Raw genomic sequence first — 22,561 nt, 5'->3', positions numbered from 1 at the left:
ACCCGGGTCGACCGGCCGGGCGGCATTGGCCGGCTGCCCCGGCCCCGGTCGGTCAAGAGCGCGAGCGCGCCGGGCACGTGCGCACTGTGCGGCGATGCCTACGCTACGGGCGAGTTGATCGGCCGCCCGCCGTTCACAGAGGACCTCCCCTACATGCCGATCGGCTGGCTGTGCTGGCACTGCCTGGTCCAGCGTCGACAGCAGCCCCGCCGCCGCGACGTCCTGCTGCGCATCTTCCACGCCCTGTTCGCAGGCGTGGAGGGAGTCGGACTCAACGGCCACGAGTGCGGCGTCCTCCTGGACTGGCTGACTGGCGAGCCGGCCCTCGCCAGCAGCAAGCCGTGGACGGCCGACCCGCTGGAGAACACCCTGGTGCGACTGCGGACCGGTGCCGCCGACGCGGACCCGGCTACCTGGCTCAGCGCCCAGACCGCGCACACCATCGTCGCCGTCCTGAGGGAGGCACCCGACTCCCCGGCCATGACGCCCCGGGACGGGGAGACGCTTGAGGCCCTTGTCCAGCACCTGGCTGAATGGGAGACCAACCCGGCCGGGGTGCGACGGGCTCAGTACGGAACGGGCTGGCGCTACCGTCAGCGGGTACTGCAGCTCACCGACCACCCCACCCCTCTGTCCGAACGCGGCGGCCCCTTCCACCTTTTCCAGTGCCGGGTCAACCCATCGGGGCAGCTCGTCGAGACCGAATAGACCCGAGCGCGGGCGGGCAGCACTGCCACACACGGAAGAGGAGAGGGAGAGGTCTCGTTGCCCAAGTTCAGGATCGGATCCCAGGAGTACCCGTCGAAGAAGGCCGCGCAGGAAGCTGTCCGCGATGTGCTGTACGGATACAGCGTGGGCAGCATCGTGGACAAGGAGAAGGACCACCTGCTCCTGCTGGACCTTCTCGACATGCACGAAGAAGCCGACGAGAAGATCGGCGTGGGCGTGGAGGCCTTCGCGATCGCGCCGCCACTCACGGGCCCCTACCCCGGCTTCGAGGTGATCCGTACCGACGGCTCCCGGATCGACTTCTCCTACCTGGCCTGCCTGAAGCCTCCGAGCTACCGCCAGCAGGTGTGTGCCGCGATGCGCGTCGAAGCCGAGGCCAACGTGACCGCCTACTTCACGGCCCGGGCAGCAGCCAACACCCTGGTCTCGGACGAATCCGGCAGAACGCTGGACATCACCGACACCCACGTCAGTTACTACCGGGGCCCGTCGTTCGCGGACCTCGCCGCGGCCTTCGCCGCAGACGCCGGCGGCTGGGACGCGATCGAACTGACAACGTCGAGCAACCCGGGCCGAGGGCAGTTCGCCGACCGCCAACTGGCCGAGCGATGGCGCGAGTACCACCGCGAGCACGCGGTCCTGGCCCTGCTGACGTCGCAGGAGAACCTGCGCCGCCCTCGCAGGTGACTAACTCCACTGGCTCAGGTAATCCGGGCCCAGGGGTCCCCGTTCGCGGAACCCACGGACTCAATGAGGCGGGCCCACGCCAGGAGATCCGGCGTGGGCCCGTCATCACCGGACCTGCCAGCGGCAGGGGGTTACTTGCCCTCTCGGGCCAGCCGCGCAATCTCCTCGGCCAGTTGTCGCTCGGCCTCCTCCTGCTCGAGGGCCGCTCGGCGCAGAGCCTCCATCACCTCAGGTGACGTCTCCTCGGACATGCTTTTCCCTTTCCTCGTTGGTGGGTTGGCAGGGGCGAAGGGTGCTCAGCGGCCCAGGTGGCGCCGGCCGGAGTCGTACATCCGCCGGACCGACGACTGCTTTTCAGCGTCGTCGAGGACCGAAGCGGCGATCCGCCGCCACGAGTACTTATGGACGTCGCGCAGCAGGACGACCTGGATGGCTGAGCGCCGTTCCAGGAGGGCGGTCAGTTGGGCGGTGAGCGCTGTGGCGTGCAGTGCCGTCTCCGGAGACAGACCCTTCAGCCCCACCTCGTCGGGATCGCCGAGGGCTTCCAGCGCGTACGCGAGTTGGTCGCTCTCGAAGGCCCTAGCGATGTGGCCCTGGGGATCATCGTTCTTCGGATCCCAGACGATCTCTGCGGAATGGCCGCTGGTCTTATTCACATACACAGACACAGTCTGTCCTTGCTGGACGGCGGTACGGCCCCTGCCGGTGGAAGGGAAGGGGCCGCTGTGGACGGGGGTTGCACGGAGGCCGCAGTGGGGCGCGCCTCGCGGGAGGGTGCTGGGAGCGCCCTACTCGTCGTCGTTCTCGGCGGCCTTCCGTTCAGCCTGCGCCTGGGCGATGATGCGCTCGGTCTCCGGGCGCGTCGCCTCGATGACGTGACAGCCATCCGCATCGCCTCGTCATGTCCTTGAACAGTGCCATGATCGGTCTCCCTGGTCGGTCCACGGTGGTGTGCGGGCGGCATTGGTTCCACCCGCAGATTGGATGTGCGCTTTGCGCACACCTAGAGAGTGGCACAGGGTGTGCGCAAAGCGCAAGGGAGGTCTCTCGGAGCAGGTGGACAGCGCCTCGGCGACGACAGCAATGAGCCCGCCCCCCACATTCCCTGTCGGCCGCGCCGCGCGCCGGTCTATCGCGGGTTGACCTGGGGCGATTGGGGGTCGTCGTGGTGCGGGACACCCGGCTGGTGCAGACGGCTGTGATCGGAGACGATCACTCGGACGTGCCGGTTGTACTGCCGGTCGAGGCGATCGAACTGGACGTGTTCCGCCGGGCCCATAGGCACGACACCTTCTGGTGCGGAGTGCTGCTGGACGGCTGCGGGGCGCAGCTCGCCCACATTGAGCCCTGGTCCCCTGTCCTCCCACTCCGTGTCGACGCCCGAGGGCTTTGTCAGGCGCTGTCGCCCCTCTCGGCAGCGGTGGTGACAGAGAGCTGGCCTTCCCTCCCGCGCCGGACGCGCATCCGGTGCGCGTCGAACCCGGGCCAGTCGCAGCGCAGCCGGAAGACTTTGTGCGAGGGCAGCGCGGAGATGTCCGCGGCAGTCGTGAAGTCCTGTTGTTCCAGGAGGAGTCGCACGGCCTCGCGTGCATCGTGCGGGTGCCCGTCGATCACCCGCGCCAGACGGTCAAGGCTCGTGGTGATCTCCTGCCCTCGCACTCCGGACGGATCGAACAGGGCGATGATCCCGGCTGCGTCGCCGTGGTAGGCATTGTGTCGCCGCAGCCAGCCCTGCGCCGCCTGCTCCTCGGCGTCCAAAGGAAAGACCTCGTGAGGTCCCGGCAGCGGAAATGCCGCGGCGAGACGGAGCTGACCGTCCGCGCCGGGAAGCTCGCGCACGAGCCCGGCGGCGATCAGGAGAGTCAGCATGTCGCTGAGGGTGCACACCGGCGGCAGCTCGTAGTGGGCTGCGTATCGAGCAGCGGTCGTCCGCGCTGCCTCCAGATCCGCCAGTTCCTCGGCGTCGCGCTCGTGTCCGTCGTCCCAGCAGGAGGCCTTCCAGTCACCTGAGGGGTTGGCGCTGTTCCGTAGGAAGGGACGCAAGTCCTCCCGTGTCACAGGCTCCCTCCTGCTGGCCAGCGCCATCAGCAGCAGTCCCGTCATCGGCGGGGGCACGCGCAACCAGCCGCCGCCGATCACGCTGTGGATGCGCTCATGCTGGTCCTGCGACCCGTCCGGCAACGACACGGCCGTCATGTGGGATTCCCTCCGCGCTTCGTGGTCAGTGGCTTGGCTCGTGGCGGTGCCAACGGCGTGATCCGCTCGGCGGCCCGCACGCCCGGGCAGCCGAGCGACGTCAGGTCAGCAGACTGTGTTCGGGCTGGTGGGGGTGGCCGAAGTCGCGGTCGGTGAACATGTAGGTGCCGTCGTGGTCGTAGGCGTCGGACGAGACCTCGCACAGCGTGCCGATCTCCGCGATCGGGCAGGTCCATACCCCGTTCCACCGGGGATGCTGATTGGTGAGGGGCACGCCGCACCGCACGCATCGGATCGCCGGCACACCGTTGAGCTGGAGCCTGGCGACCAGTGCGTCCCTGCCGAGTTCTGGAATCTGCTCGTCGTATCCCAGGAAGGAAGAGAAGCACTGCGCCATGTTCCAGGTAGCCGGATCGCGGGTCTGCTCCCAGTCGGTCAGCTCCCGAGCGGGATAGGTGACGCGCAGGCCGAACCTGGGAAAGCCCAGCAGGTCATCAACTGCTTCCTCGGCGAAAGGGTGCAGCTCTTGCGCCCTATAGTCAGCGCGGATCGTACGGATCTCCGCTTCCAGAACGGGTCGGCAGATTTCGTGCAGTTCAGCGAGGGTGGTAAGGATTCCACGCTCCGCCTTCGCGGTGTCCTGGGCCTGGAGCCAGCCGCAGCAGGAGGCTGAGGCGAGGAAGCCGTCCATGAAGACGGCCTGCTCAACGACCGGGTTTTCGCCGCCGAGTACGCGGTGCCGCATCAGGCCGCCCTCGACGCGACCGTGCCACTCCACCTCCTCCCCCGCGCATGCTGCTTGCACCGCATCGGCAGGTGTGGGGTAGTCCTGAGTGAACCAGTGGAAAATGTCGCGCTCTTCATCGGCCTCGAGTTCGTCCCACTCCCCGTCGTCGAGGAGTTCCTCGACTTCAGCGACCGTCGCGGCCTGACCTGGTACGCGCCGCGTGCGCGCCTTCCGGTCCTTCTTCCGCTTCTTCGGCATGACCCTCCACTCCGATGAAAATCGAGCATGTCCTCGTGACGCCCGGAACGTCCGTCCGTCACCCGGTGGATGTCTCCGCAGCTGCCTCAGGAGGCGGCCCGGGGTTCGGCGCGCTGGCCTTCGCTGCGTTCCAGTCCATGCGGAACTGGGCGGGCAACTCACGCCGGTCGATCACGCGAATCGCGACCGGGTCGATGTAGACACTGTCCTGGCCTGCTCGCTCGAGGAATCCTCGTGCGGTGAGTCGCTCGACGGCTTCGTGAACCTCGCCGACGGTCAAGAAGTCGAGCGGCATGAGGATCAGTGCCAGCCCGAAGTTGTTCATCTTCGGGCCGCCGGGTTGGAGTACCTCCGCCTCCTGCAGGGCCAGCCACAACAGGACGGCCGCTTCGTACGGGGAAGCCACCAAGGCCTCCAGGACGTCCTTGTGCCACGACACCACCAGCGTGTCAGCGTCGGCCGGGTCCAGCTCCATGTAGATGCGGTCCGCTTCCGGCGGCAGGATCCGGTGGGGCGGCATGGGCTCCAGTGCGCGCCGGGCATCGGAGATCCGCCCGCGGTGCAGCTGGGAGCGGCCGGCCCGATCGGGCGCGCACTTCTCCCCCGGCGCGGCCCGGCAGTTCGGGCAACTCCTGGCGCGGGCCCGCTCACGGACGGCCGGCGGCACTGCTCGCCTCACCACTACCTCCCGAAGAGCCCCCAGGGGCACGCTCGCCTGGCGGGCACGGTAGGACAACGTGGGCGATGCCCCCAGGTCACCGGTGTTCGTCCGACCGGGTGCCACCCCGACTTCTTCCCGGGCTCGTCACGAACCGCGGTGCGACGCCAGCACACCGACAGCCGCGGGTAGCACCCTGCCCGGCGCGGCGGGGCTGCTGTCTACTCGGCTGCGCCGTCCGTCCCTCAGCAGGGGGAACAGCTTGGGCTGGAGGGGTGACGATCGGCCGTGCACCGGGCCGACGGACGCCATGATGAGCGCTGCACAGCTAGGCACTCGCCTAGCCATCACTGGTCTAGATGCCGTTGGAGACCTTCCGCCTGAAAGCTGTAGTAGGACCCTTTCTGTCGCAGGATGCCGCAGGTGTGCAATATGTCGAGGTAGCGCAGGAGTGCCCACGGCATGCGGTAGCGGGCCGTGAACCAGATCATGCAGACCACGTAGTTGGGCCACGCGGTGTTGAAGGCAGCGACGATCACCCCGAGGGTGGCGCCGAAGAGGATGCCGTGCACCGGGCTGGGGGTGAAGGAACTGCCGCTGAGCGAGTGTAGGAAGTGTCGGAAGAAGGCATCCATCACCGCCAGCGCGGCGGTAGCGCCCGCCGCAACGCCGAGCACGCTCAGCGCGGCGAGCGCACGGTCATGGCGATACAGCCGCTGTGGTGTGGCGGTCATTTCTTCGGTCCCCGGCTGATTCAGCCACCGGATGATTCCGCCAGCGAGGCCGATGCCAAGGCCGCCCACCACGCCGAAGAATTTTGCGACATGGAGCCCGTGGGACAGCCCGTGGGACAAGCCTCCGACGAATCCTCCCGCCGCGCCTACGGCTGCGGCCGCGGTGCCCGCGGCGACAAGATGTGGCAGCGGGTTCCCCTGCCACCGGAACGTGGCAGTGGCCGGATGCAGATCGGCATGCGGGTCGGTCAGCAGCCGCGCGGATGCCGTGGCCACGCCTAGCCCCATGCTCACCGCCATGAAGACGCCAAAGAGGCTGCGCGGCGGATCGGCGCCAGGTGCCCACACGGCAGCTGTGCCGCAGGTCATCAGCGCACTGACGGCACCTGCGCCGGCGATGAGCGCAGTGACATGACGCCACGAACCGGCGGCGAGGTGGAGCCGGGCCCCGAAGACCAGACCGACCACGGGCGCGATCTCCACCGTGTCTACGGCGGCGATCCGCCAGCCGACCCAGACGGTTCCGACAGCCATGACGGCCGCGCTGGTGCTGGCCACCGCGGCCTTGATGCAGGCGGGACTACTGGTGTCCACCCCCCGACACATGCCCAGGACGACTCCGGTGATCACGCCCAGGGCGAAGCCTCGTGTCAGGCCTGCCGGCATGAACAGGCACAGCTGGTAGGCGGGAGCAGAGAGGGGCGCCATCGCGGCCCCGAACACGACCGGCGGCACCCGCTTGTACAAGCGCCACCACGCCATCGTCCGGGCTGTGGGCGGTTTCGACATTTCCGTGGCCATGCGGATGGCCAACCGCCGCGCTTTGCGGGCCCGTCGGGGGGCATCGTGGAACCGGTGATCGAGCACATCGTCCACGAACGAGGCGTACAGGACCTTCTTTCCCTCCTCGATCCCGTCGCTCGCCTGCCGGACGGCGTGCAGCAACCGGCCGGGCAGCGAGGTGTCCCTCAGCCCAGTTCGCACCAGCAGGTCCAGGTACAGCGGTCGGCTCAGCAGGTGGTTCAGGGCGGGCAACGTGCCGCTGGCGAACTCGTTGCGGACCTCCAGCCAGGCGTCGCGGTGCTCTTGGGGGACCAGCGCGTCCGAGACGACTTCTGCGGTCAGAGTGTCCAGGTAGTTGATGACCTGGTGGCTCTCCAGTAGCTCCAGCCGCAGGTGTTGCGCTCCGGGCAGCAACGGCAGGGTGGGATCGGTACGGGTAAGCAGCACGACGGGCAGGTCGGCAGAGATGCAGCGCTGGATCTTCTTGAGGGCCGCGTCCTGCGCCTGGCCGTCCCGCAGTTCGTCGAGGCCGTCCAGGATGAGGAGTACTTTGTTGCTGATCAGGAGTTCCCGCAGCAGAGGCCGGGGCGTGGGCATGATTTCCCGGAGCCTGCGGTGCTCGGTGAGTGCCTGCCGCTCGAACCAGTCCGGGAATTCCTCGTCCTTCGGGCTCCAGGAGGCCAAGGAAAGGTACAACGGGATGTACGTCTCCCCTTTGGCCAGTTCGCTGGAGAGCATGACGGCGAAGGTCGTTTTCCCTGCCCCCGCGTCACCGAAAATCATGGCTCGGCTTGATATGCCTCCCGCGGCGAGCAGGTGGGCCACCTTCTCGCCGTACTCCTGGAAAGACCACAAGCTGGCGCACATCGGCAGAGCGGCTGGCGGACTGAGGGACACATTGGTCAACGTGACGGGCATGAGTACTTGGCGAGTCAGGTCACGCCAGTCGCGCTCATCTATCCAGTACGCCCTGATGTCCTTGCGGAGCTCGGGCAGGATGTCATCCAAGGTCCGCTTAGCCGCGGGCTCCTGGATCAACGGCGAGAGCAAGACGATCGCGAGCGAGAGAACCGAGGACACGGGGTCGGCCTCGGCCACTCCATGGACTGCAAGGGTGTAGGCCAACCAGCCGCCCGCGCCCAACCGCAGTGCCCACCTCAGCCAGTCCAGTCCCGTGAAATGCTGCAACCTAGCCATGACGCGCCCACCCCTTGGTTCTCATTTCCGTGGACGCTTTGCGCGAGGGCACACGTTCCTCACAGAGCCGGGCATCGGTGGCACGCCGGGGGCGCGCGCTACGGTGCCGAGCGCCACCCAGCAGACCGGAGGCCTGCGGCGGGCGAGGCTACATACTGCGGGACCAACTGCGGGAGATCGACGCTGGCCTAGCCCGCAGGTCCCTCGCGCCAGCGCGATCGGGTCGAAGGTATTCGCGACGTTCGTGGAGCCAGGGCGGGAGCTTGGCGCTGGCGGCAGGGGCTAACAACTCCCAAGCGTCGGCATCGGCCACGAGACGCGCGTAACGGGTTACGCCGCCGCATCGGCCAGCACCCTGCCTGCGGCAAAAGGTGCCGCAGCCGCGCGCCGGCGGGCAGCATGCAGTTCACCCAGGCGCTGGCGCAGGAGCAATTCGGCAGTACGGCGGCCCGCCGCGTCCGCGGCCTCCTCAGCAGCGGACTCGGACCCTCTGCCCCGGAGCCGAAGACACGCCTCGTACGCCGCGTCGGCCTCCGCTACCGCCTCCTGTGACCCGAGCAGCCGACGCAGCGCGGCCGCGCGCCGCTCGTCCCGGATCTGCTGCGCCACCTCCGGCGCCGTGAACGCTGCCCACGCCGGATCGGCGTCCGGACCGCAGGCCCGCTCGCACGCCAAATGCAGCAGGGCACGGGTGTCCGCCTCGCACTGCTGCGTGAGCTCGTCGACGGCGTCCGCGTCCAGGAGGTCAACCCGCGCGGCGACCGCCAGGTCGATCGCCTCCCGCACCAGCTCCTCGGTACGCCGCCGGTAGGAGCACCCCGGGCACAACCCCGCTGATCCGGGCAACCCGCAGTCTGCACACGGCGCTTGCCTCCGGGCCAGCTCCGCGCCTTCCTCGAGGGCACGGCGCCGCGCGATCGCCTGCTGACGTTGTTCGACCTCGCGCGCGGTCCGGGCCCGACGGACCTGCGCCCGCTGCTCATCAAGGGCGGTTTCGTCACGCAGGCGTCGCTCGGTCTCGGCACGGCGCGCGGCCGGATCGCTGCCCTGCATCTCGGCCTCCACCCGAGATGCGACCTGAGCCCGTAGTGCGCGCCGGATGTGGACGATGTTTGCGCAGGTCGGGCAGCCGGTACCGGAGTCCAGGCGGATGCCGTCGTCGCACCTCAGGTCTGGGCAGGCAGGGCGCTGGACCAGGCCCCGACCGAGTAGCCAGCCCATCGGATCTCGTACCAGGGCCTCGCCCCCGACCTCCTTAAGCCGGTCGGCGAGCCGGGCCGCGAGCACGCCCGGCGCTGCCTTCGCTTCCACGATCCCGGACAGGTCCCCAAGGGCCCGCTCAACAGCGCGAACGGCGACGGCCTGCTGACCGCGACGGAGCTGACCCCACAGGTAGGCCACCGGAGCCAAAGCGATCTGCAAACGAAGATCACCAAGGTTCGCAACCCGCTGCTGTTGCTGCTGCTGTCCACGAGCCCTATCCACGACTGTCAGCCGCGACCGGCTCCCCGAACCCCCCGTCGGCAACCCCCCGCCTGGACTCTCTCCCTGGTTTTCCCCGCGCAGCGGGCTATCCCCACCGAGCGCGCGCTGAGACACAGCAACCGAGGCCTTCACGGCCTGGTCCTCGTGCGCGCACGCGTACTCCGGCCGATCACAGGACCCCGAATCGGCATAGCCGGAAAACCCCAGACCACCAGTAACTTCAGAAGACGCATCAGCCACAGAAGAGTGATCAGTGTGAAGGGATGTCGTCGTCGCGAGGTCTCCGTCGCCAGTCCCGTCAGCCTCGTGAACCTCGCTGGCCTGTGGCTTCTTCGGAGGCGTGGAGCCCTCACCAGGCCATGCCGTACCTGCGAGGTCTCCAACAACATGGTCATCAGCAACACCCGCGCTTCCCTGACGGCCGCGGTGCGCTGCGGCAACCGCCGGCACCACCAGCCTCGCCACATGGCGCATGCCGGACACCGTCTGCCGCCGCGGGCGCTCCACCAATCCGACGCCCTCCAGCCTCTCCAACACCCGCTCCGCCTGCGACAGCGAGCGCCCCAGCAGCCGGGCCAAAGTCGCCACCGGTCGGCCGTAGCGCTTGTCTACCCGGCCACCACACAGCCGCACCCGCCCCGTCTCCCCCGCCTCCAGCACCAGCAGCAGCAAGGCGAGCCGATCCGCCGCCGCACCATGCCCCGTACGGGCACCCAGCAGCCCGGCCGGCGTCACCCGCCCGTCACGGTGCGCCCAGCCCGGCGCCATCAATGCCTCCAACAGCCGCAGCAGGGTAGCGAGCTCCGGCTTCATCAACCGCAACGGATGCCCGACCTTGTCCTGGGCCTCCCACATCGGAAGCACACGGCAAGTCAGCCCCCAGTCCTCGCCGAACTCGCCTGCCAGCGTCTCGACATCCACCACACCGGAACGACGCAGACCCGGCACGACCGCATGCCGAACCCTGGACACCGACAGGCCCAGCCACCGGCCCAGCTCACGAGCCCGGATCTCCACAACGCCGGTCTCGGACGGCGTACGGGAAGCCAGCACCACCACCGCCAGCCGCACCGGGTCCGCCGCCTCCTCAAGGCCCGGACTGTCCAACAGCGTCCGTACAGCGGCCGCCAAGCGAGAACGAGCATCCAGGCCGAGTGCCAGGGAATGCCCCGGACCGCGCTTCGCAGCTGGCCCCGCCACCTCTGGCACTGCGTGCAGCCAACGACGTCTCGGCAACCGTCGGTGGGCGGCGGGCACTGCCGCGGCGCTCACCCGGACACCCCGGCGAACCGCGCACATGCGGCAGCAACAGTCCGCTGGCACGGCGGAAAGGCCACCTGAAGGGGAAACTGTGACCGGATAGACGGCACAAAATGCGCCATCCGGGCATGGATGGGCTGACAAAGGGCAGCACGATGCTGCAACATTGGGTCGTGCCTCGCTTCGATATCGAGGTGGGCATAGCGAAGGCCTCTTCGGCGCTTCGTGGTTCGCTGCAGAACCAAGTTCGAACTGTTCGACCGGCCGCTAACCGGAAGAGCAGAACCTTCGGGAGGGCCCGCTAAGCCCGCCCGGTGGCAGATGGGATGCCGTAGCCGAGGTGACCGCTAATCACCTGGGTGGCCGGGCGTCCCGGCGGCTCGAAGTCCCGATCAACGGGCGCCGCCACAGACGACTACGACATCTCGCCCCCTTCCGGGGCGGAGGTGCATCCGCAGCCGGACTGGCGCGGGAAGACAGAGAAGGCACCCAGCCGGAGCGACGCACGGGTCATCGCTGCCACGGCGGGTGCCTTGGAGTGTGTCTGTCGGAGGGTACGGGTACCCTGCTCCATGTCGAGACCTTCCCTGGATAGGTCTGCGGCCGTGCCCCGGAGCACCACCTCGCGGGGCTTAACCATGTTCGTATGGATCTTATTCACGGACACGGTACCCCTCGGCGATCCCTCGGCGACACCCCGGTACCGTTCGTGTCGCCAATGGGATTGCGTCTCCTGACGGAGCGCCAGAACCAGCCGATGGCCTGCCCCGCTCCACACCAGTGGCGTCGTGCGGGCATGATGAACGGTATGCATGCGACGAAGAAGCCCTGGCAGGACGATCCTCTTGACGTGGAGACCTTCGCTCGCCCTGAGCAGCGACGCCGATATGTCGCGGCCATGAACCGCATCGCTGCGGAGCGCTGTCCTGGCACTCCGGTCCGCGTTTATGTCAGTGCCAGCCCCAAGACGGTCAATGACTCGAACTGGCCGCGCTTGCTGGAGCGCATCGCCGAGGACCTGCCAGACGGCGTTGAACTTCTCCACTACCGCACGGCGTTCGAGGGTGACTCCTACGACTGGGACACGCTTGCCAGCCAGCTCGACGGCCTCGTCGTCATCGGCCGGGCTAAACGTCTCGGCAGCCGCGTGCACCTCCTCGGCCCCGTAGCGCGCCTTGAGCTCCGCTCGCTCATCGCGAGTAAGCCCGTTTTGCTCTTCACCCACAACCTCGGGTTGGTGCCGGCGATCGACTGTATGAGTCAGGTTATGGCCCCTTCCGAGGCACCGAGACTCAAGTTGATTGCTCCGAAACGTTGGCGCCGTGACTCGGCCACGCTTCACGCTGCTCTGGACGCCCTTCGCCCACTCGGTACCACCGGGCAGGAGCCTGAACTGCGCGAACGCATGCAGGTGCACCTGGTGGCTCCGTTCGCCGCTGGGGCGAACTGACCGCTGATGGCGGGATCGTGGTGCCCAGCACTTCGGGAGGGTCATCGAATCCCGCCTGCGTGCGACAGCGTGATGTCGTAGTAGTAGGCGAGCACGGCCTCGGCGCCCGATCCCTGTGCGGTGGTGATGCGCTGGTAGCGCGCAGACCTGAGGTCGCCGGCGATCCGGATGCGCCGGTGCTGCTTGTCGGGCGGGCAGTAGCCGTCATTTCCGGACACGAGCCCAGCCACAGCTGCCGGTTTGTTGCCGAGGTTGTTGAGTACTGACGTGGCGGCGTAGGTGGTCTTGGTCCCATCGCTGCCTTCCACCTCGACCGTCCAGCCGCCTCCGTACGTGGGCTTGGTAATTGCTGCGTGTGAGATGGGCACGAGCCGTATGCGGCCGTCGGCCTCGACTTCGGCTGCCTTGTATGCGTCGGCCGGTGGGCACAGCACGTGCAGTGTCGTCGTCACATCCTGGTGCGCTCGCAGCCAGGTTCCGAGCGGACGATCAGCGCCGAGGACGTAGGTTCGCGCGGTGAGATCCTGCGGAGTGGCGCGCCAGAGCGGTGGAGCGGAGAACTCGGCGGAAGCGGTAATCCACCCTGCGTCTGCCGGGGCCAGATCGGTCACGCCGGTGGCGACGACGATGAAGTTCGCGGTGAGGACACGTCCGTCGCCGAGGGCGAGTTCGGCACGGTATTCGTGCCCGCTCACCTCCGCGGCGAGGGCCTGGACCACTGTGCATCGCCCGGCCTTCTCCAGGCGTGCAAGGTCCGCGGCCAGGGCATCGGCGAGCTGGGGGCCGGTCGACCAGTTGCCGGGGACGTTCTCCAGGGCGCCGATCCGGTGCAGCTTGCCGCCCACCGAGCTGGCCTCGACGACCATGGTCCGCAGGTTGAGGCTGGCTGCCATGACCGCGGCCGCCACCCCGGCCGGGCCGGCGCCGACCACGAGGACGTCTGTGTCGCATGACCGTGTATTCACGACTGAGCCCCCGGTGTTTCGCTGATCCGTGACAAGACGACGTCGCTGGTGACCAGGTGGTTCGCACCGATGTTTCGGGCGGCCATCAGCAGCGCTGCGTCGTGGTACTGCGGCCCTCCGGTGGAGGCGCAGGCGTCAGTGACGAGCCACGGCCGGAGCCCATGGTGATAGGCGTCTCGGGCCGAGTCGTACACGCACGCGTCCGTGTCAATTCCGCACAGCACCAGGTCAGTCCATCCCGCATCCCGAATGAGTTGGGATCCCTCGGGCGTGAAAACGGACGCCTGGTCCTTGTCGATGACGGCGGCCGCGGAATCGGTGAACGGGACGAGGTCGGCGGCGAGGGCCTGCTCCTCGGGAGAGCGCAGCCGAGTCCACCCGGTGATCGTTTCGTACGGCGAACCTGGTTTGTTGTGGAAGCGGGTGAACACCACGGGGGCGCCAGCTGCTCGCCAGCCCTCAACGAGCCGCGCGATCGCGGGCAGAACACCACGGCTGTGCTGGTTGACGAAGCCCTGCTGCGCGTCGATGACCAGCAGTGCTGTCGAACGAGGGTTCACCCAGTCCGCCTTCCATTTGTCTGGTTATGGGTTGCTGTCTCGCAATGCTTCCTGGGCAGCGCGCAGCCGATCAGGAAGTTCACTGGTGGCCAGGATGGCTTCGCGCATTACCCGATGCTGGGCGGTTTCCGTTGGCCTTGCCGTCGTCAGCCGGACATACGCGCCGCGCAGGAAACGCCACCCGTACGCCGGGGGCATCACTGGGTCCTGCCCTTCTTCGATCATGCGCAGGATGTGGGACGACAGAGCCCAGAGCGCCTGGACGTCCAACTCCAGGGCAACGATCTGGCTCGTCGTCAGGGCACGCTCGTCCGGTTGCGGGTGATAGGACACTCCGGACCAGCCGGCCACTCCCTTCGACGCACCGCCGTCGAAGGCCACGGCTTCCGGGTGCGCCCAGCCTTCGCGGAATTTCGCGTCTTCAACACCGGCGCCGAGAGGCCTGATGTTGTGCGGGTCTTGCCGGTTGACGAGGACTGACGGAGTCGTCAACAAGTGCAGGGCAGGGTCGAGTCCTGTCTTCGTCCATGAGTGATCACGGAGCTCGTACACGGACAGGACGTACTCGGGGTCCGGCGACGGATCGACGGCCTTGCCGACAGGGCTGTGCTGCTCCAACAGGCGCGTAATGCGTTGACCGGCCCAGGCCCGATTCATCAGGTATGACCTGTAACGCCACAGCGCCAACTCGGTCAGCGAATTGACGCGGTGGTGCTCTTCCAGGAGCGCCAGGGCGATCCCGCACGCGAAGACGTGGACTGTGGAGGTGTGTGCCGTCCGGTGCTCCCCGGGCAGGACTCTCTGCTCAAGGCCTCCGGGGCCCGACGGCCGGGCCGCGCCGGCAGCGTAGAGCGAACTGAGTCGCTCCCCCAGGTATACCGGCAGAAACTTGTACGAGACGACGGTGCAGGGCGCTGGCTGGGCGAGCTCAATCCCTTGGGCACTAACAGGCTCCCCACGTTGTGCCGCCAGCCGGAAGCGGAACGCTTCCTGCTCTTCCGGCGTGCACTGGGCAAGAGCCGTGTCGAGAATCTGTGCCATTTGGGGACGGCACTCGCGAGTTGGGTCCTTCCGCCAGTTGGAGACCGTCCGTGGGCTGATGCCAAGGTCGGCGGCGAAGGCACGGACGGACTGGCGTTTCACCGACCGCAGCAGCAGCCCCTCTTCGCCTGTCCACTGATCCACAGCGATCACTACACACCCCCAAACGGTTGCTTGGCCAGGCAATCGAGGCCGTATTGCCACGCTAGGTCCACGCCACTGCTACGCGGGGGCATCTCGCTCACAGTCCATGAACCGGAAGCTATTTGGTGACGGAACCAATCATTCAGCGATCGGTCGGAGGGCTGCATGCCGAGGACGTGCCTGCAAGGTCGACTCAACGGTCGTTCCTGGCACTTGGGCAATGGTGCTGTCACGCTGCGCCTCGTCACTCCGTGCCTCCCGGCGTCGTGTGAGGGCAGGCCTTGCTTCCTCGAGCAGCAGGGCTCTGCATCAACTGGCAGGCGTCAGCGTGGGGCCGATCCCACGTTCCTCACCTGCCGGGCGTTGGAAGAGGGCTCCGCTTTGGCGGCCAGAGACTTCGACAGTTCGCACATGAGTGAAACCGCGGGAGCTGTAGTAGTCGTGGAGGCCCCCGTTATCCCTCCACGCATCAAGACGCAGCCACCGCTTGCCTTGATCGGCGGCACGCTGGCTTGCCCAGTCGAGCATGGCGGAGCCGAGTTCCAAACCGCTGACGTCGCGGCGCACGGCCATGCGGTGTACATAAAGGGCCGGTTCGGCAGCCTCTTCGGGTCTCCAGAAGTCGGAGTCCGCGTGGTCGTCCACCGTAACGGTGGCGATGGGCAGGCCGTCGTCTTCGACGATCCAGCACTCGCCGGCGGCGATGTTCTCCTGGATGCGTTCTGCGCGGGGTGGATACTGCCACTGGTCGCTACCCCGATCTCGCAGCCAGGAAGCGGCGTGATTCCAGAGGTCGACGATGGTCTCCAGGTCTTCCTGGGCGGCGGGGCGGATCACCGGGTCGGAGCCGAGCGAGGGTCGGCTCCGCTCGTAAGTGATGACGTGGCGATCTCCTGGCAGCACGTTGACGACGGCGCGCACCGGCGTGCCGTCCTCGGTGTAACCGGTGCAGACGTGAACGGCGACCGGTGTCCCCGGGCCGAGCTGGAGTCGGTCCGCTTCCTCAGGGGTTGGCATGCGGATTTGGATTTCGTCCAAGGCGCGGACTTGCTCGTAACCAAGCTCGGCGAGCACGGTGTTGGCTCCGCGGGCGATGTCGTCGGGGTTCATGATCTCGGTGTCCTGAACCCGGGACAGCGGGTAGTGGGAGTCGTTTGTGTTGTACGGGACGTTGTCAACGAACCGCACACGACGCCTGACAGCTACGAGCTCGCCTTCGCGCAGCCGGAGCCGATCGCGGATCTCTGGGCTGGGCGTGATGACTCGTACTTCGATGTCCTGGCTGGCTTCCCGGCCGTCCTCCGTCATCTGGGAGAGGAAGGCGTCCATCTCGGGAGACAGCGGACGTTTCGAGAACTCCGCCTGGGGGCGGTAGACCATGGGACGACGGCTGCGGACAAAGTATCCGCGCGGACGGTCACTGATGATCAGCCCCTCGTTCACCAGGACTTTCAGCCCTTGAACAGCAGTCGACCGAGTGGTCTCCCACTCGGCCGCGATCTCTGCTTCGGTCGGCAGACGTGCGCCTGGTCCGAGCGTGCCGTGGGCGATCTCGGTACGGATCTTGTCCGCGATGCGCTGGTAGAGGGCTCGAGGCCTCCCGCTGACTGCCATAAGACAGATCTACAGGTGGGCGTAATGAGTAGTCAATCTATCCGATCTCGGTTTTCCTCTTGACGATCAGTTGCCGAGGGTGTCAGCATCATCTCATCGGGCATTGACTAGTCAATCTACTTCAACTAGTTGATCTCGCCATTCGAATAGCGCAGCCTGCTCGCCATCGCTTACATGCGGCGCCGGGGTGACCGACCACAGAGTCGACACGATGTCCCCCGACGGGTTTGAGCAGGGCAGCCCGACAGCAGTTGCGCTGCCTGTCCTCCACGATCCGACCAGCGAACTCCCGCTGTACGGCTCCTGGTTGGCAGGGAACGCAGCCCATGTCACTCCCCCGCCAAGGAGCCCGCCTTGCGTGTCAGCAAGCTCCCCCCGTACCGGCTCAGCGACGTCCGGCCCCAGAACGTCAACCTCCGTGAAGGCGAGGTTCCGTCTCTGCGTTGCCCGGAGTGCGAGGCCTGGCACTCGATCCAACGCAACCTCCTGACGCCGCACTACCCGCAGCCCGGGAAGCGGTGCTCGGGGAGCGCGCGGCGCATCGTCTTCGACATGACCGTCGAGGAGTGGGGTGCCGCTCTGGTCGAGGGCGCCCTGGAGGCTGGTGCCCGCCGGAGTACGCAGCAGTTCCACAAGCCGGCGACTCCGGCGGGGCAGGCGCTTCACCGTTTGCCCTACACCGGCCAGACGTTGCCGCTTGAGCGAGCGCGGCAGGCGATCGCTCGGCACCAGGCCAGCTGCAAGATCTGCTCTGGCGGTAAGAAGTGTCGGATGCCCCGGGTTCTGGCCCAACGCGAGGCCGGCCGGGCGGGGTTGGAGGCGCTGGAGCGCGCGCTGCATGCGGTCGCCCGTCATCGTGTCGCCTGTGCCGACTGCAGGAAGGGCCAGTTCTGCCTGATGGGCTACGAGTTGGCGGAGCGGAAGGCTTGGACGGAGCAGACCCGCCAGGACGTGGAACGTCAGCAGGTCCGCGAGCAGCAGGAAGAGCAGGCCTGGGAGCGTCGCCGTGATCGTCGTCTCGCCGGTCGGCGGGCGTCGGACTGGCGCCGGGTGGGGCCCGCGGTCCGGCGTACCGACCGAGTCCGTGAGCAGCGCCCGGCGGGCACCGACTCCCCGGACAACCACACCAGCGTCCCGCTGGAACCGGTCCACGTCTCGCGCTGACACGGAGGGGCTCCATGGAAAACGTCGAACCCGGCACGTACGACTTCGGCCTCGCCGTCACCTTCCCGGCCGCGAGGAAGAGCACCTACCGCGGATCGAGCGGCAGGGTCACGGTCAAGCACCCGGTGGCGAAGGACGCGCTGGCCAAGCGGCTCACGGACCGCCTCACGGGCCTGGCCGGCAAGGACATCACGGTCACGCGGCTGGAGCTGATCCCCACGTCGGGGCCGACGGTCGCGGAACAGGCGGTCATCGACTACATGGACTGCATCCGGGTCGCCGCCAAGCATCTGGATTCCTGTGAGGCCTGCCAGAACGAGCAGTACTGCGAGGCGGCCGAACCGATCCTGTATCACCTCGAGTTGGCGCTGGACCGCTACGAGCGGCGCGAGAGCCTCCTCGTCTGATCGCCGAGCACCGTGGGACCTGCGTTACCTGCCTTCGCCGCCCGTGTGACGTGCGGCGAAGGCAGGGGGCAGCAGGGCCTCATCAGGTCACCGGCCCCCGCTGGGTTGGCCTCCGCCAGGGGAGGCCAACCCAGCTTTCCCGTCTAAGGAGGACTGGTTCATGCAAAGCACCCTGACCCCCGACGCTTGCCCGCGGCCGCGGGTGATGTCGGCCCGCTGGCGCCAGGAGCGCGCCGACCGCCGGGCGTGGCGCCGGGCCGAGTCGTGGCCCGAGCTGTGCGAGCTGATGGCCGACTACGTGGAGTCTCTCGACCCCGAGCTGCCGCAAGACGAAGTGCTGGCCCGCACGAACCGGGCTGGCTATCTGATCCACACGGCGATGCCGGGTGGGATCGAGCAGGACGGCGATAGCCATCGGGAGCGGCGGGCCGCCGTGTTCGGGTTCGTTTTCGACATGGACCTGTACGGGGCTCTCGCCCGGGTCGCCGACGTGCACGGCCTGACACTTCTGGTTCGGTCCGTGCGCGACGGCGATGAGCTGGGCGGCCAGGCCGTAGAGCGGATCGATGGCGTCGACGGCACCGAGATCGGCGCGTCCAAGTCGGTGGCGACGCTTCACGGCGAGTGGGGGCACCTGGGCCCGGTGGGCCGAGGTCTCCTGTACGCCGTCCGGCAGGTCACCCTCATCGATCCGATGTGGGGCAGCAATGACCGGCTGTGGAAGGCACTCGGCGAGGCGATTGACCTGTACGAGACCCAGCCTGTCGGGGTGCATGCCTTCTAGGTGATGGCCGACAACTTCCGACCGTCGCAGCTCTGTCCCCACTGTCCGCTCCTGCGTTACCTGTGATCGCCGCCCGTGTGACGTGCGGCGATGGCAGGGGGCAGCAGGGCCTCATCAGGTCAGCAGCCCCCGCTGGGTTGGCCTCCGCCAGGGAAGGCCAACCCAGCCCGAGAACAACCGAAAAACGAGAACGGCCCCGGGGTGCATCCCGGGGCCGTTGTCGGTCGCTTGTCGTTCATCGCGAGAGGAACACGACCTTGTTGGAGAACATGATGACATCCCCCAGGCCGATCAGTGCGCAGGGGGACGGCAATCCGAGCCAGGAGGACGAGGCGCTGCGCCGCGCCAAGGAGTTGGACCAGAGGGGTGGGACGCGGTGACCGCCACCGTCTACGGCACCGGCACTCTGCACGCCGTGGCCGTGGACGAGATGCCGTTGCCGCCCAACCCGGTGCCGGGGCTGATGGTGAGCGAGCGCGAGCGCGGGTTCCGCGCTGATCTGACGGCGTCCCGCGAGGCCGTCAGTAGTGTGCGCCGGCTGACCCGGTCGATGCCGGCTTCGTACGGCGCGGACCTGAGCCTCGCGGAGTCCGCGGAGCTCGTGGTCTCCGAGCTGGTGGGCAACGCGGTGCGGGCGAGCGCCCCGAACGCGGATGTCCCCCTGGTCGTCGAGGTGTACGCCGCACTGGCTGGCTCGCCGGGCATTGAGGTGATCGTCCACGACACCGTCCCGGGGCAGCCGCACCGCGGTGACGCCGCGCTGGACAGCGACGAGGCGGAGTCGGGCCGGGGCCTGGGCATCCTCGCCGCGGTCACGGACGGCTGGTCCGTCGAGCCGTCGACGGAGCCGTCCTTCGAAAAGATGATCAGGTGCCGCGTCAGCCGAGCTGAGTAGCACCGCCGCCGTACGGGAGGGCGGGCGCGCGGAAGGTCAGCTCCTTCGGGCGCAGCCCCTCGCGTCCGACTGCGCCGGAGATCACCGCCCGCCCGCTCCCCATCCCCCAACAGCCTCAGGGACTCCACGTTCCTGGGGCTGCCTGAGTCTGCGATTTCAACGGAGGGCCCCATGAAGAACGTCCAGGACCTCGTCGGTCTGTCCGCTGCCCACATGCCCGCCTCCGAGGCCGGCGTCGACTGGCGGCACAACGCGGTCTGCCGCGAGGAAGACCCCGATTTGTTCTTTCCGATCGGCAACACCGGCCCGGCGCTGCTGCAGATCGAGGAGGCGAAGGCCGTGTGCCGTCGCTGCCCGGTCATGGACCAGTGCCTTCAGTGGGCGTTCGAGTCCGGCCAGGACCACGGCGTCTGGGGCGGGCTCAGCGAGGACGAGCGCCGCCAGATGAAGCGGCGCGCCGCCCGCAACCGCGCCCGGCAGGCCAGCGCCTGACGGCCTCGCCACCTGCAGCCCTGCGCTGCCCGGGCGCCACCGGACCAGCCCCTCGTTGGCCCGGTGGCGGCGGAGAACGCAGGGACCAGGCCGCGCCAGACCTTGGCGCGGCCGCTCCCGAACCCGTACTCCTCCGACATCCCCAGGGAGATCTCGATGGTCGCGAACACCCGGTGCAACCACACCCCGCCCTGCCCGCCCGCCGGCAGCCCCGACCGTGACGCTGCCCGCGTCATCGCCAGTCGCCCGGAACAGGGATGGAGCCTGCTGTGCAACGGGTCCCTCGTCTTCGAGGACACCGGCGAGCTGCTCCCCGACGGACGGGTCATCGCCCCGCACCGGCCCACCGACACGGCCGCCCTCCAGGGCGCGGTCCGTACCCAACTGGCGTCGCTCCCCATCCACCTCGTGGACACCCAGCGTCTGATCAGTGGCACGGCTGGTCGCGGGAAGACCAGCGCGGCCGCGGCGATGCACCGGTTCGCCTTGGCCCCAGACCCCGACCGCGCCGACGCTCCCGCCGACCACCCGTCGGTCTGACGGCTGCCTCCCCCGTCCGTCCCGGCCCGGCGCCGGCACGGACGGGGTCGAAGAGAGCCGGACAGCCCGGACGGCACGGCCACAGGTATAAGGGGGAGCACATGCTCCGTGTCATCACGAGCAGCACCCACCGCCGGCTCCAGGAGGCGGTGACGGAGGCCGAGAGGATCCCCGGCCTCGAAACCGAACTCGCCGACCTCCGCAAGAAGTTGGAGATCGCGCGGAACGAGAGGAAGGGCGCCGCGCGCACGGCCGAGGACCTGGCGGACGCCCGGAAGGCCGGTGCGGAGATCGCGGCGACGCTCACTCAGCCGGACGCCCGGCAGCGGGAAGCCATCCTCGACATCGCCGCCTCACTCGTCCGCCACGCCCAGGGCCTCGGTCTCGACGTGAAGCGGCTGCACAGCGGCGAGCCCTACAGCACGTCCCCCACCGCCCCCGTCGAACCGGAGTCACAGCCGGCCGGCGCCGAGAGCGAGGACGGCACGGAACCCTACGTGCACGTCTACGTCCACCAGGGGCAGATCCGGTCCGTGCACCGCTGGAGCGAGGCCGCCGTGCGCCAGGCCCATACCGACGGCGCTCCCCCGGAGGGCTGGTGCCAGGACCGCAGCTGCTCCGAGATGCCTGGGCCGATGCCGTATTCGCTCTATCTGCTGCCCGTGCAGGTGCCGTGGCCGGATCGCAGCCAGGTGCACCTGGTGCTCCACCGGGACCGGCCGATCGCGGCGTTCGGAACCGAGCAGGCCGCCCGCCGAGACTGCGTCATCACGAGCATGGCCGCCACCGAGCCCGCCCTCATCAGGGTCGTCAGCCAGCCGATCGCGGACAGCCAGTTGTACCCGACGGCCGCCCCGGATGAGCACGGCCTGGACACCAAGGGCGCACACCGGCACCACGCCCGGCTGCTCGCAGCCATGGCGACCGGACGGTGCGCGGCGATGCGCCGTCAGGAGGTCGAGCCGCCCGAGGACTTCCTCCAGCTCTGCTCGAACCTCAGGGCCGCCGCAGTGAAGCTCTCGGTCACCGAGGCTGAGATCGACGAGTACGCCTCGACCTGGGCGGCCCTCCTCTGATCGCGACTCCATGCAGATCCGACCATGGAAGGGCATTTGTGATGCCGATCGTGCTTCTTCTCTTCATGGTGCTGTTCGGCGGCACCGCGCTCGTGCTGGCCGCCAACCCGAAGCAGCCGTTCTTCCAGCAGCTCTTCGGCAGCCTCCGGTCCGCCGGGCGAACCCCCACACCCGAGCAGCAGTACTGGGCCGAAGCCAACAGCGACCAAGGACTCACTAACGACCAACTGCGCCGCCGGGCCATGGTGCTCGGCGGCACCCTGGGCCGAGGTGCCAGCGGCGACGTCACCACGATCGAAGTGAGGGGCGAGAACGAACTCGGCCCGACCTTCTCGATGGTGCGCTACATCCGCGGCAAGGACGGCCTGTGGCGAGCCGGGTGACCACCCGTCGGCTCCCTCCCCTGAGTTGCCTGTCGTTCCCGGCGATCCAAGCCGCCGGGAACGGCAGGGAGTTGCAGGGACCCTCCCCCGATCCCGCGCTCCACGGTCGGCCTCCCTCGTGGGAGGTCGACCATCGTGCTGCCGGGCCCGGTACGGCCATCCCCCTTCGTACCGGGCCCGGCGTGTAGTTCCCCGTTGCGCCCTGAGTTTCGTGCCCACCCTGCCGGAGGCGCGGGCAGTTTCGTGCCCGCCTCGCAGGACTTCCCGGAACCGCCACCAGCTTCGCGGGTGGCAGGCCATGCAGTACGGCCGAGTCCGGGTGGGCGTCGTTC

The 22,561-nt window shown here is 68.3% G+C and carries 20 protein-coding genes and 1 pseudogene; 11 read left to right on the top strand and 10 right to left on the bottom strand.

Features of this window, described 5'->3' with window-relative positions; genetic code table 11:
• Both ABZT06_RS39255 and ABZT06_RS39250 read left to right on the top strand, forming a co-directional pair.
• Positions 1-708 (top strand): hypothetical protein (locus ABZT06_RS39255; RefSeq protein WP_355752268.1); only part of this gene is annotated, 708 nt, incomplete at its 5' end.
• 57 nt (positions 709-765) lie between these two features.
• The gene (locus tag ABZT06_RS39250; protein WP_355752266.1) at positions 766-1,416 is read left to right on the top strand and encodes a DCL family protein; all 651 of its coding nucleotides are present in this window, start codon (positions 766-768) and stop codon (positions 1,414-1,416) included.
• 296 nt (positions 1,417-1,712) lie between these two features.
• Here the strand turns inward: ABZT06_RS39250 and ABZT06_RS39245 are convergent, their stop codons facing one another.
• From ABZT06_RS39245 to ABZT06_RS39220, 6 genes are all read right to left on the bottom strand, one after another.
• Complete coding sequence (locus ABZT06_RS39245) at positions 1,713-2,084, bottom strand: hypothetical protein (protein ID WP_355752264.1); 372 nt, start codon at positions 2,082-2,084, stop codon at positions 1,713-1,715.
• Between the two features lie 724 nt (positions 2,085-2,808).
• The gene (locus ABZT06_RS39240) at positions 2,809-3,612 is read right to left on the bottom strand and encodes a DUF6042 family protein (protein ID WP_355752262.1); all 804 of its coding nucleotides are present in this window, start codon (positions 3,610-3,612) and stop codon (positions 2,809-2,811) included.
• Between the two features lie 100 nt (positions 3,613-3,712).
• Positions 3,713-4,597 carry a hypothetical protein gene (locus ABZT06_RS39235; RefSeq protein WP_355752260.1) on the bottom strand — a complete coding sequence of 295 codons (885 nt, stop codon included), beginning with the start codon at positions 4,595-4,597 and terminating at the stop codon, positions 3,713-3,715.
• 58 nt (positions 4,598-4,655) lie between these two features.
• Positions 4,656-5,276, bottom strand: coding sequence for a hypothetical protein (locus ABZT06_RS39230; RefSeq protein WP_355752258.1), 621 nt, complete (start codon positions 5,274-5,276; stop codon positions 4,656-4,658).
• Positions 5,277-5,602: 326 nt separating this feature from the next.
• Positions 5,603-7,870 carry an NACHT domain-containing protein gene (locus ABZT06_RS39225; RefSeq protein WP_355752256.1) on the bottom strand — a complete coding sequence of 756 codons (2,268 nt, stop codon included), beginning with the start codon at positions 7,868-7,870 and terminating at the stop codon, positions 5,603-5,605.
• A 429-nt stretch (positions 7,871-8,299) separates the two neighbouring features.
• On the bottom strand, positions 8,300-10,525 hold the full coding sequence (locus ABZT06_RS39220) for a hypothetical protein (RefSeq protein ID WP_355752254.1): 2,226 nt from the start codon (positions 10,523-10,525) through the stop codon (positions 8,300-8,302).
• Positions 10,526-11,360: 835 nt separating this feature from the next.
• Between ABZT06_RS39220 and ABZT06_RS39215 the strand changes: the two genes are divergently transcribed.
• Positions 11,361-12,164, top strand: a complete 804-nt coding sequence (locus ABZT06_RS39215; protein ID WP_355752252.1) for a hypothetical protein — start codon at positions 11,361-11,363, stop codon at positions 12,162-12,164.
• 41 nt (positions 12,165-12,205) lie between these two features.
• Here the strand turns inward: ABZT06_RS39215 and ABZT06_RS39210 are convergent, their stop codons facing one another.
• The 4 genes from ABZT06_RS39210 to ABZT06_RS39195 all read right to left on the bottom strand — a co-directional run bounded on the left by ABZT06_RS39210 (position 12,206) and on the right by ABZT06_RS39195 (position 16,488).
• Positions 12,206-13,096: an oxidoreductase gene (locus tag ABZT06_RS39210; RefSeq protein ID WP_355752250.1), complete on the bottom strand. Its 891-nt coding sequence runs from the start codon at positions 13,094-13,096 to the stop codon at positions 12,206-12,208.
• Positions 13,097-13,125: 29 nt separating this feature from the next.
• Complete coding sequence (locus tag ABZT06_RS39205; RefSeq protein WP_355752248.1) at positions 13,126-13,689, bottom strand: isochorismatase family cysteine hydrolase; 564 nt, start codon at positions 13,687-13,689, stop codon at positions 13,126-13,128.
• A gap of 24 nt (positions 13,690-13,713) precedes the next feature.
• Positions 13,714-14,730 (bottom strand): XRE family transcriptional regulator, encoded by a 1,017-nt coding sequence (locus tag ABZT06_RS39200; RefSeq protein WP_355752246.1) that lies wholly within the window; start codon positions 14,728-14,730, stop codon positions 13,714-13,716.
• A 453-nt stretch (positions 14,731-15,183) separates the two neighbouring features.
• Positions 15,184-16,488 carry a GNAT family N-acetyltransferase gene (locus ABZT06_RS39195; protein WP_355752244.1) on the bottom strand — a complete coding sequence of 435 codons (1,305 nt, stop codon included), beginning with the start codon at positions 16,486-16,488 and terminating at the stop codon, positions 15,184-15,186.
• Between the two features lie 354 nt (positions 16,489-16,842).
• Here ABZT06_RS39195 and ABZT06_RS39190 point away from each other — a divergent pair, with 354 nt between their 5' ends.
• The 8 genes and pseudogenes from ABZT06_RS39190 to ABZT06_RS39155 all read left to right on the top strand — a co-directional run bounded on the left by ABZT06_RS39190 (position 16,843) and on the right by ABZT06_RS39155 (position 22,229).
• On the top strand, positions 16,843-17,652 hold the full coding sequence (locus ABZT06_RS39190; RefSeq protein ID WP_355752242.1) for a hypothetical protein: 810 nt from the start codon (positions 16,843-16,845) through the stop codon (positions 17,650-17,652).
• 14 nt (positions 17,653-17,666) lie between these two features.
• Positions 17,667-18,059, top strand: a complete 393-nt coding sequence (locus ABZT06_RS39185; protein ID WP_355752241.1) for a hypothetical protein — start codon at positions 17,667-17,669, stop codon at positions 18,057-18,059.
• A gap of 160 nt (positions 18,060-18,219) precedes the next feature.
• On the top strand, positions 18,220-18,843 hold the full coding sequence (locus ABZT06_RS39180; protein ID WP_355752239.1) for a hypothetical protein: 624 nt from the start codon (positions 18,220-18,222) through the stop codon (positions 18,841-18,843).
• A gap of 376 nt (positions 18,844-19,219) precedes the next feature.
• Complete coding sequence (locus ABZT06_RS39175) at positions 19,220-19,738, top strand: ATP-binding protein (RefSeq protein WP_355752237.1); 519 nt, start codon at positions 19,220-19,222, stop codon at positions 19,736-19,738.
• Positions 19,739-19,951: 213 nt separating this feature from the next.
• Positions 19,952-20,230, top strand: a complete 279-nt coding sequence (locus ABZT06_RS39170) for a WhiB family transcriptional regulator (RefSeq protein WP_355752272.1) — start codon at positions 19,952-19,954, stop codon at positions 20,228-20,230.
• 156 nt (positions 20,231-20,386) lie between these two features.
• Positions 20,387-20,575, top strand: a pseudogene (locus ABZT06_RS39165) (DUF5999 family protein); the annotation flags it as partial.
• Between the two features lie 296 nt (positions 20,576-20,871).
• Positions 20,872-21,846, top strand: a complete 975-nt coding sequence (locus ABZT06_RS39160) for a hypothetical protein (RefSeq protein WP_355752235.1) — start codon at positions 20,872-20,874, stop codon at positions 21,844-21,846.
• Positions 21,847-21,887: 41 nt separating this feature from the next.
• Positions 21,888-22,229 carry a hypothetical protein gene (locus ABZT06_RS39155; protein WP_355752233.1) on the top strand — a complete coding sequence of 114 codons (342 nt, stop codon included), beginning with the start codon at positions 21,888-21,890 and terminating at the stop codon, positions 22,227-22,229.
• Positions 22,230-22,561: the final 332 nt, after the last annotated feature.

The organism is Streptomyces sp. NPDC005483 (genome assembly GCF_040606035.1).
GTDB lineage: Bacteria > Actinomycetota > Actinomycetes > Streptomycetales > Streptomycetaceae > Streptomyces.
This window is presented reverse-complemented; position numbering and strand designations above follow the sequence as displayed.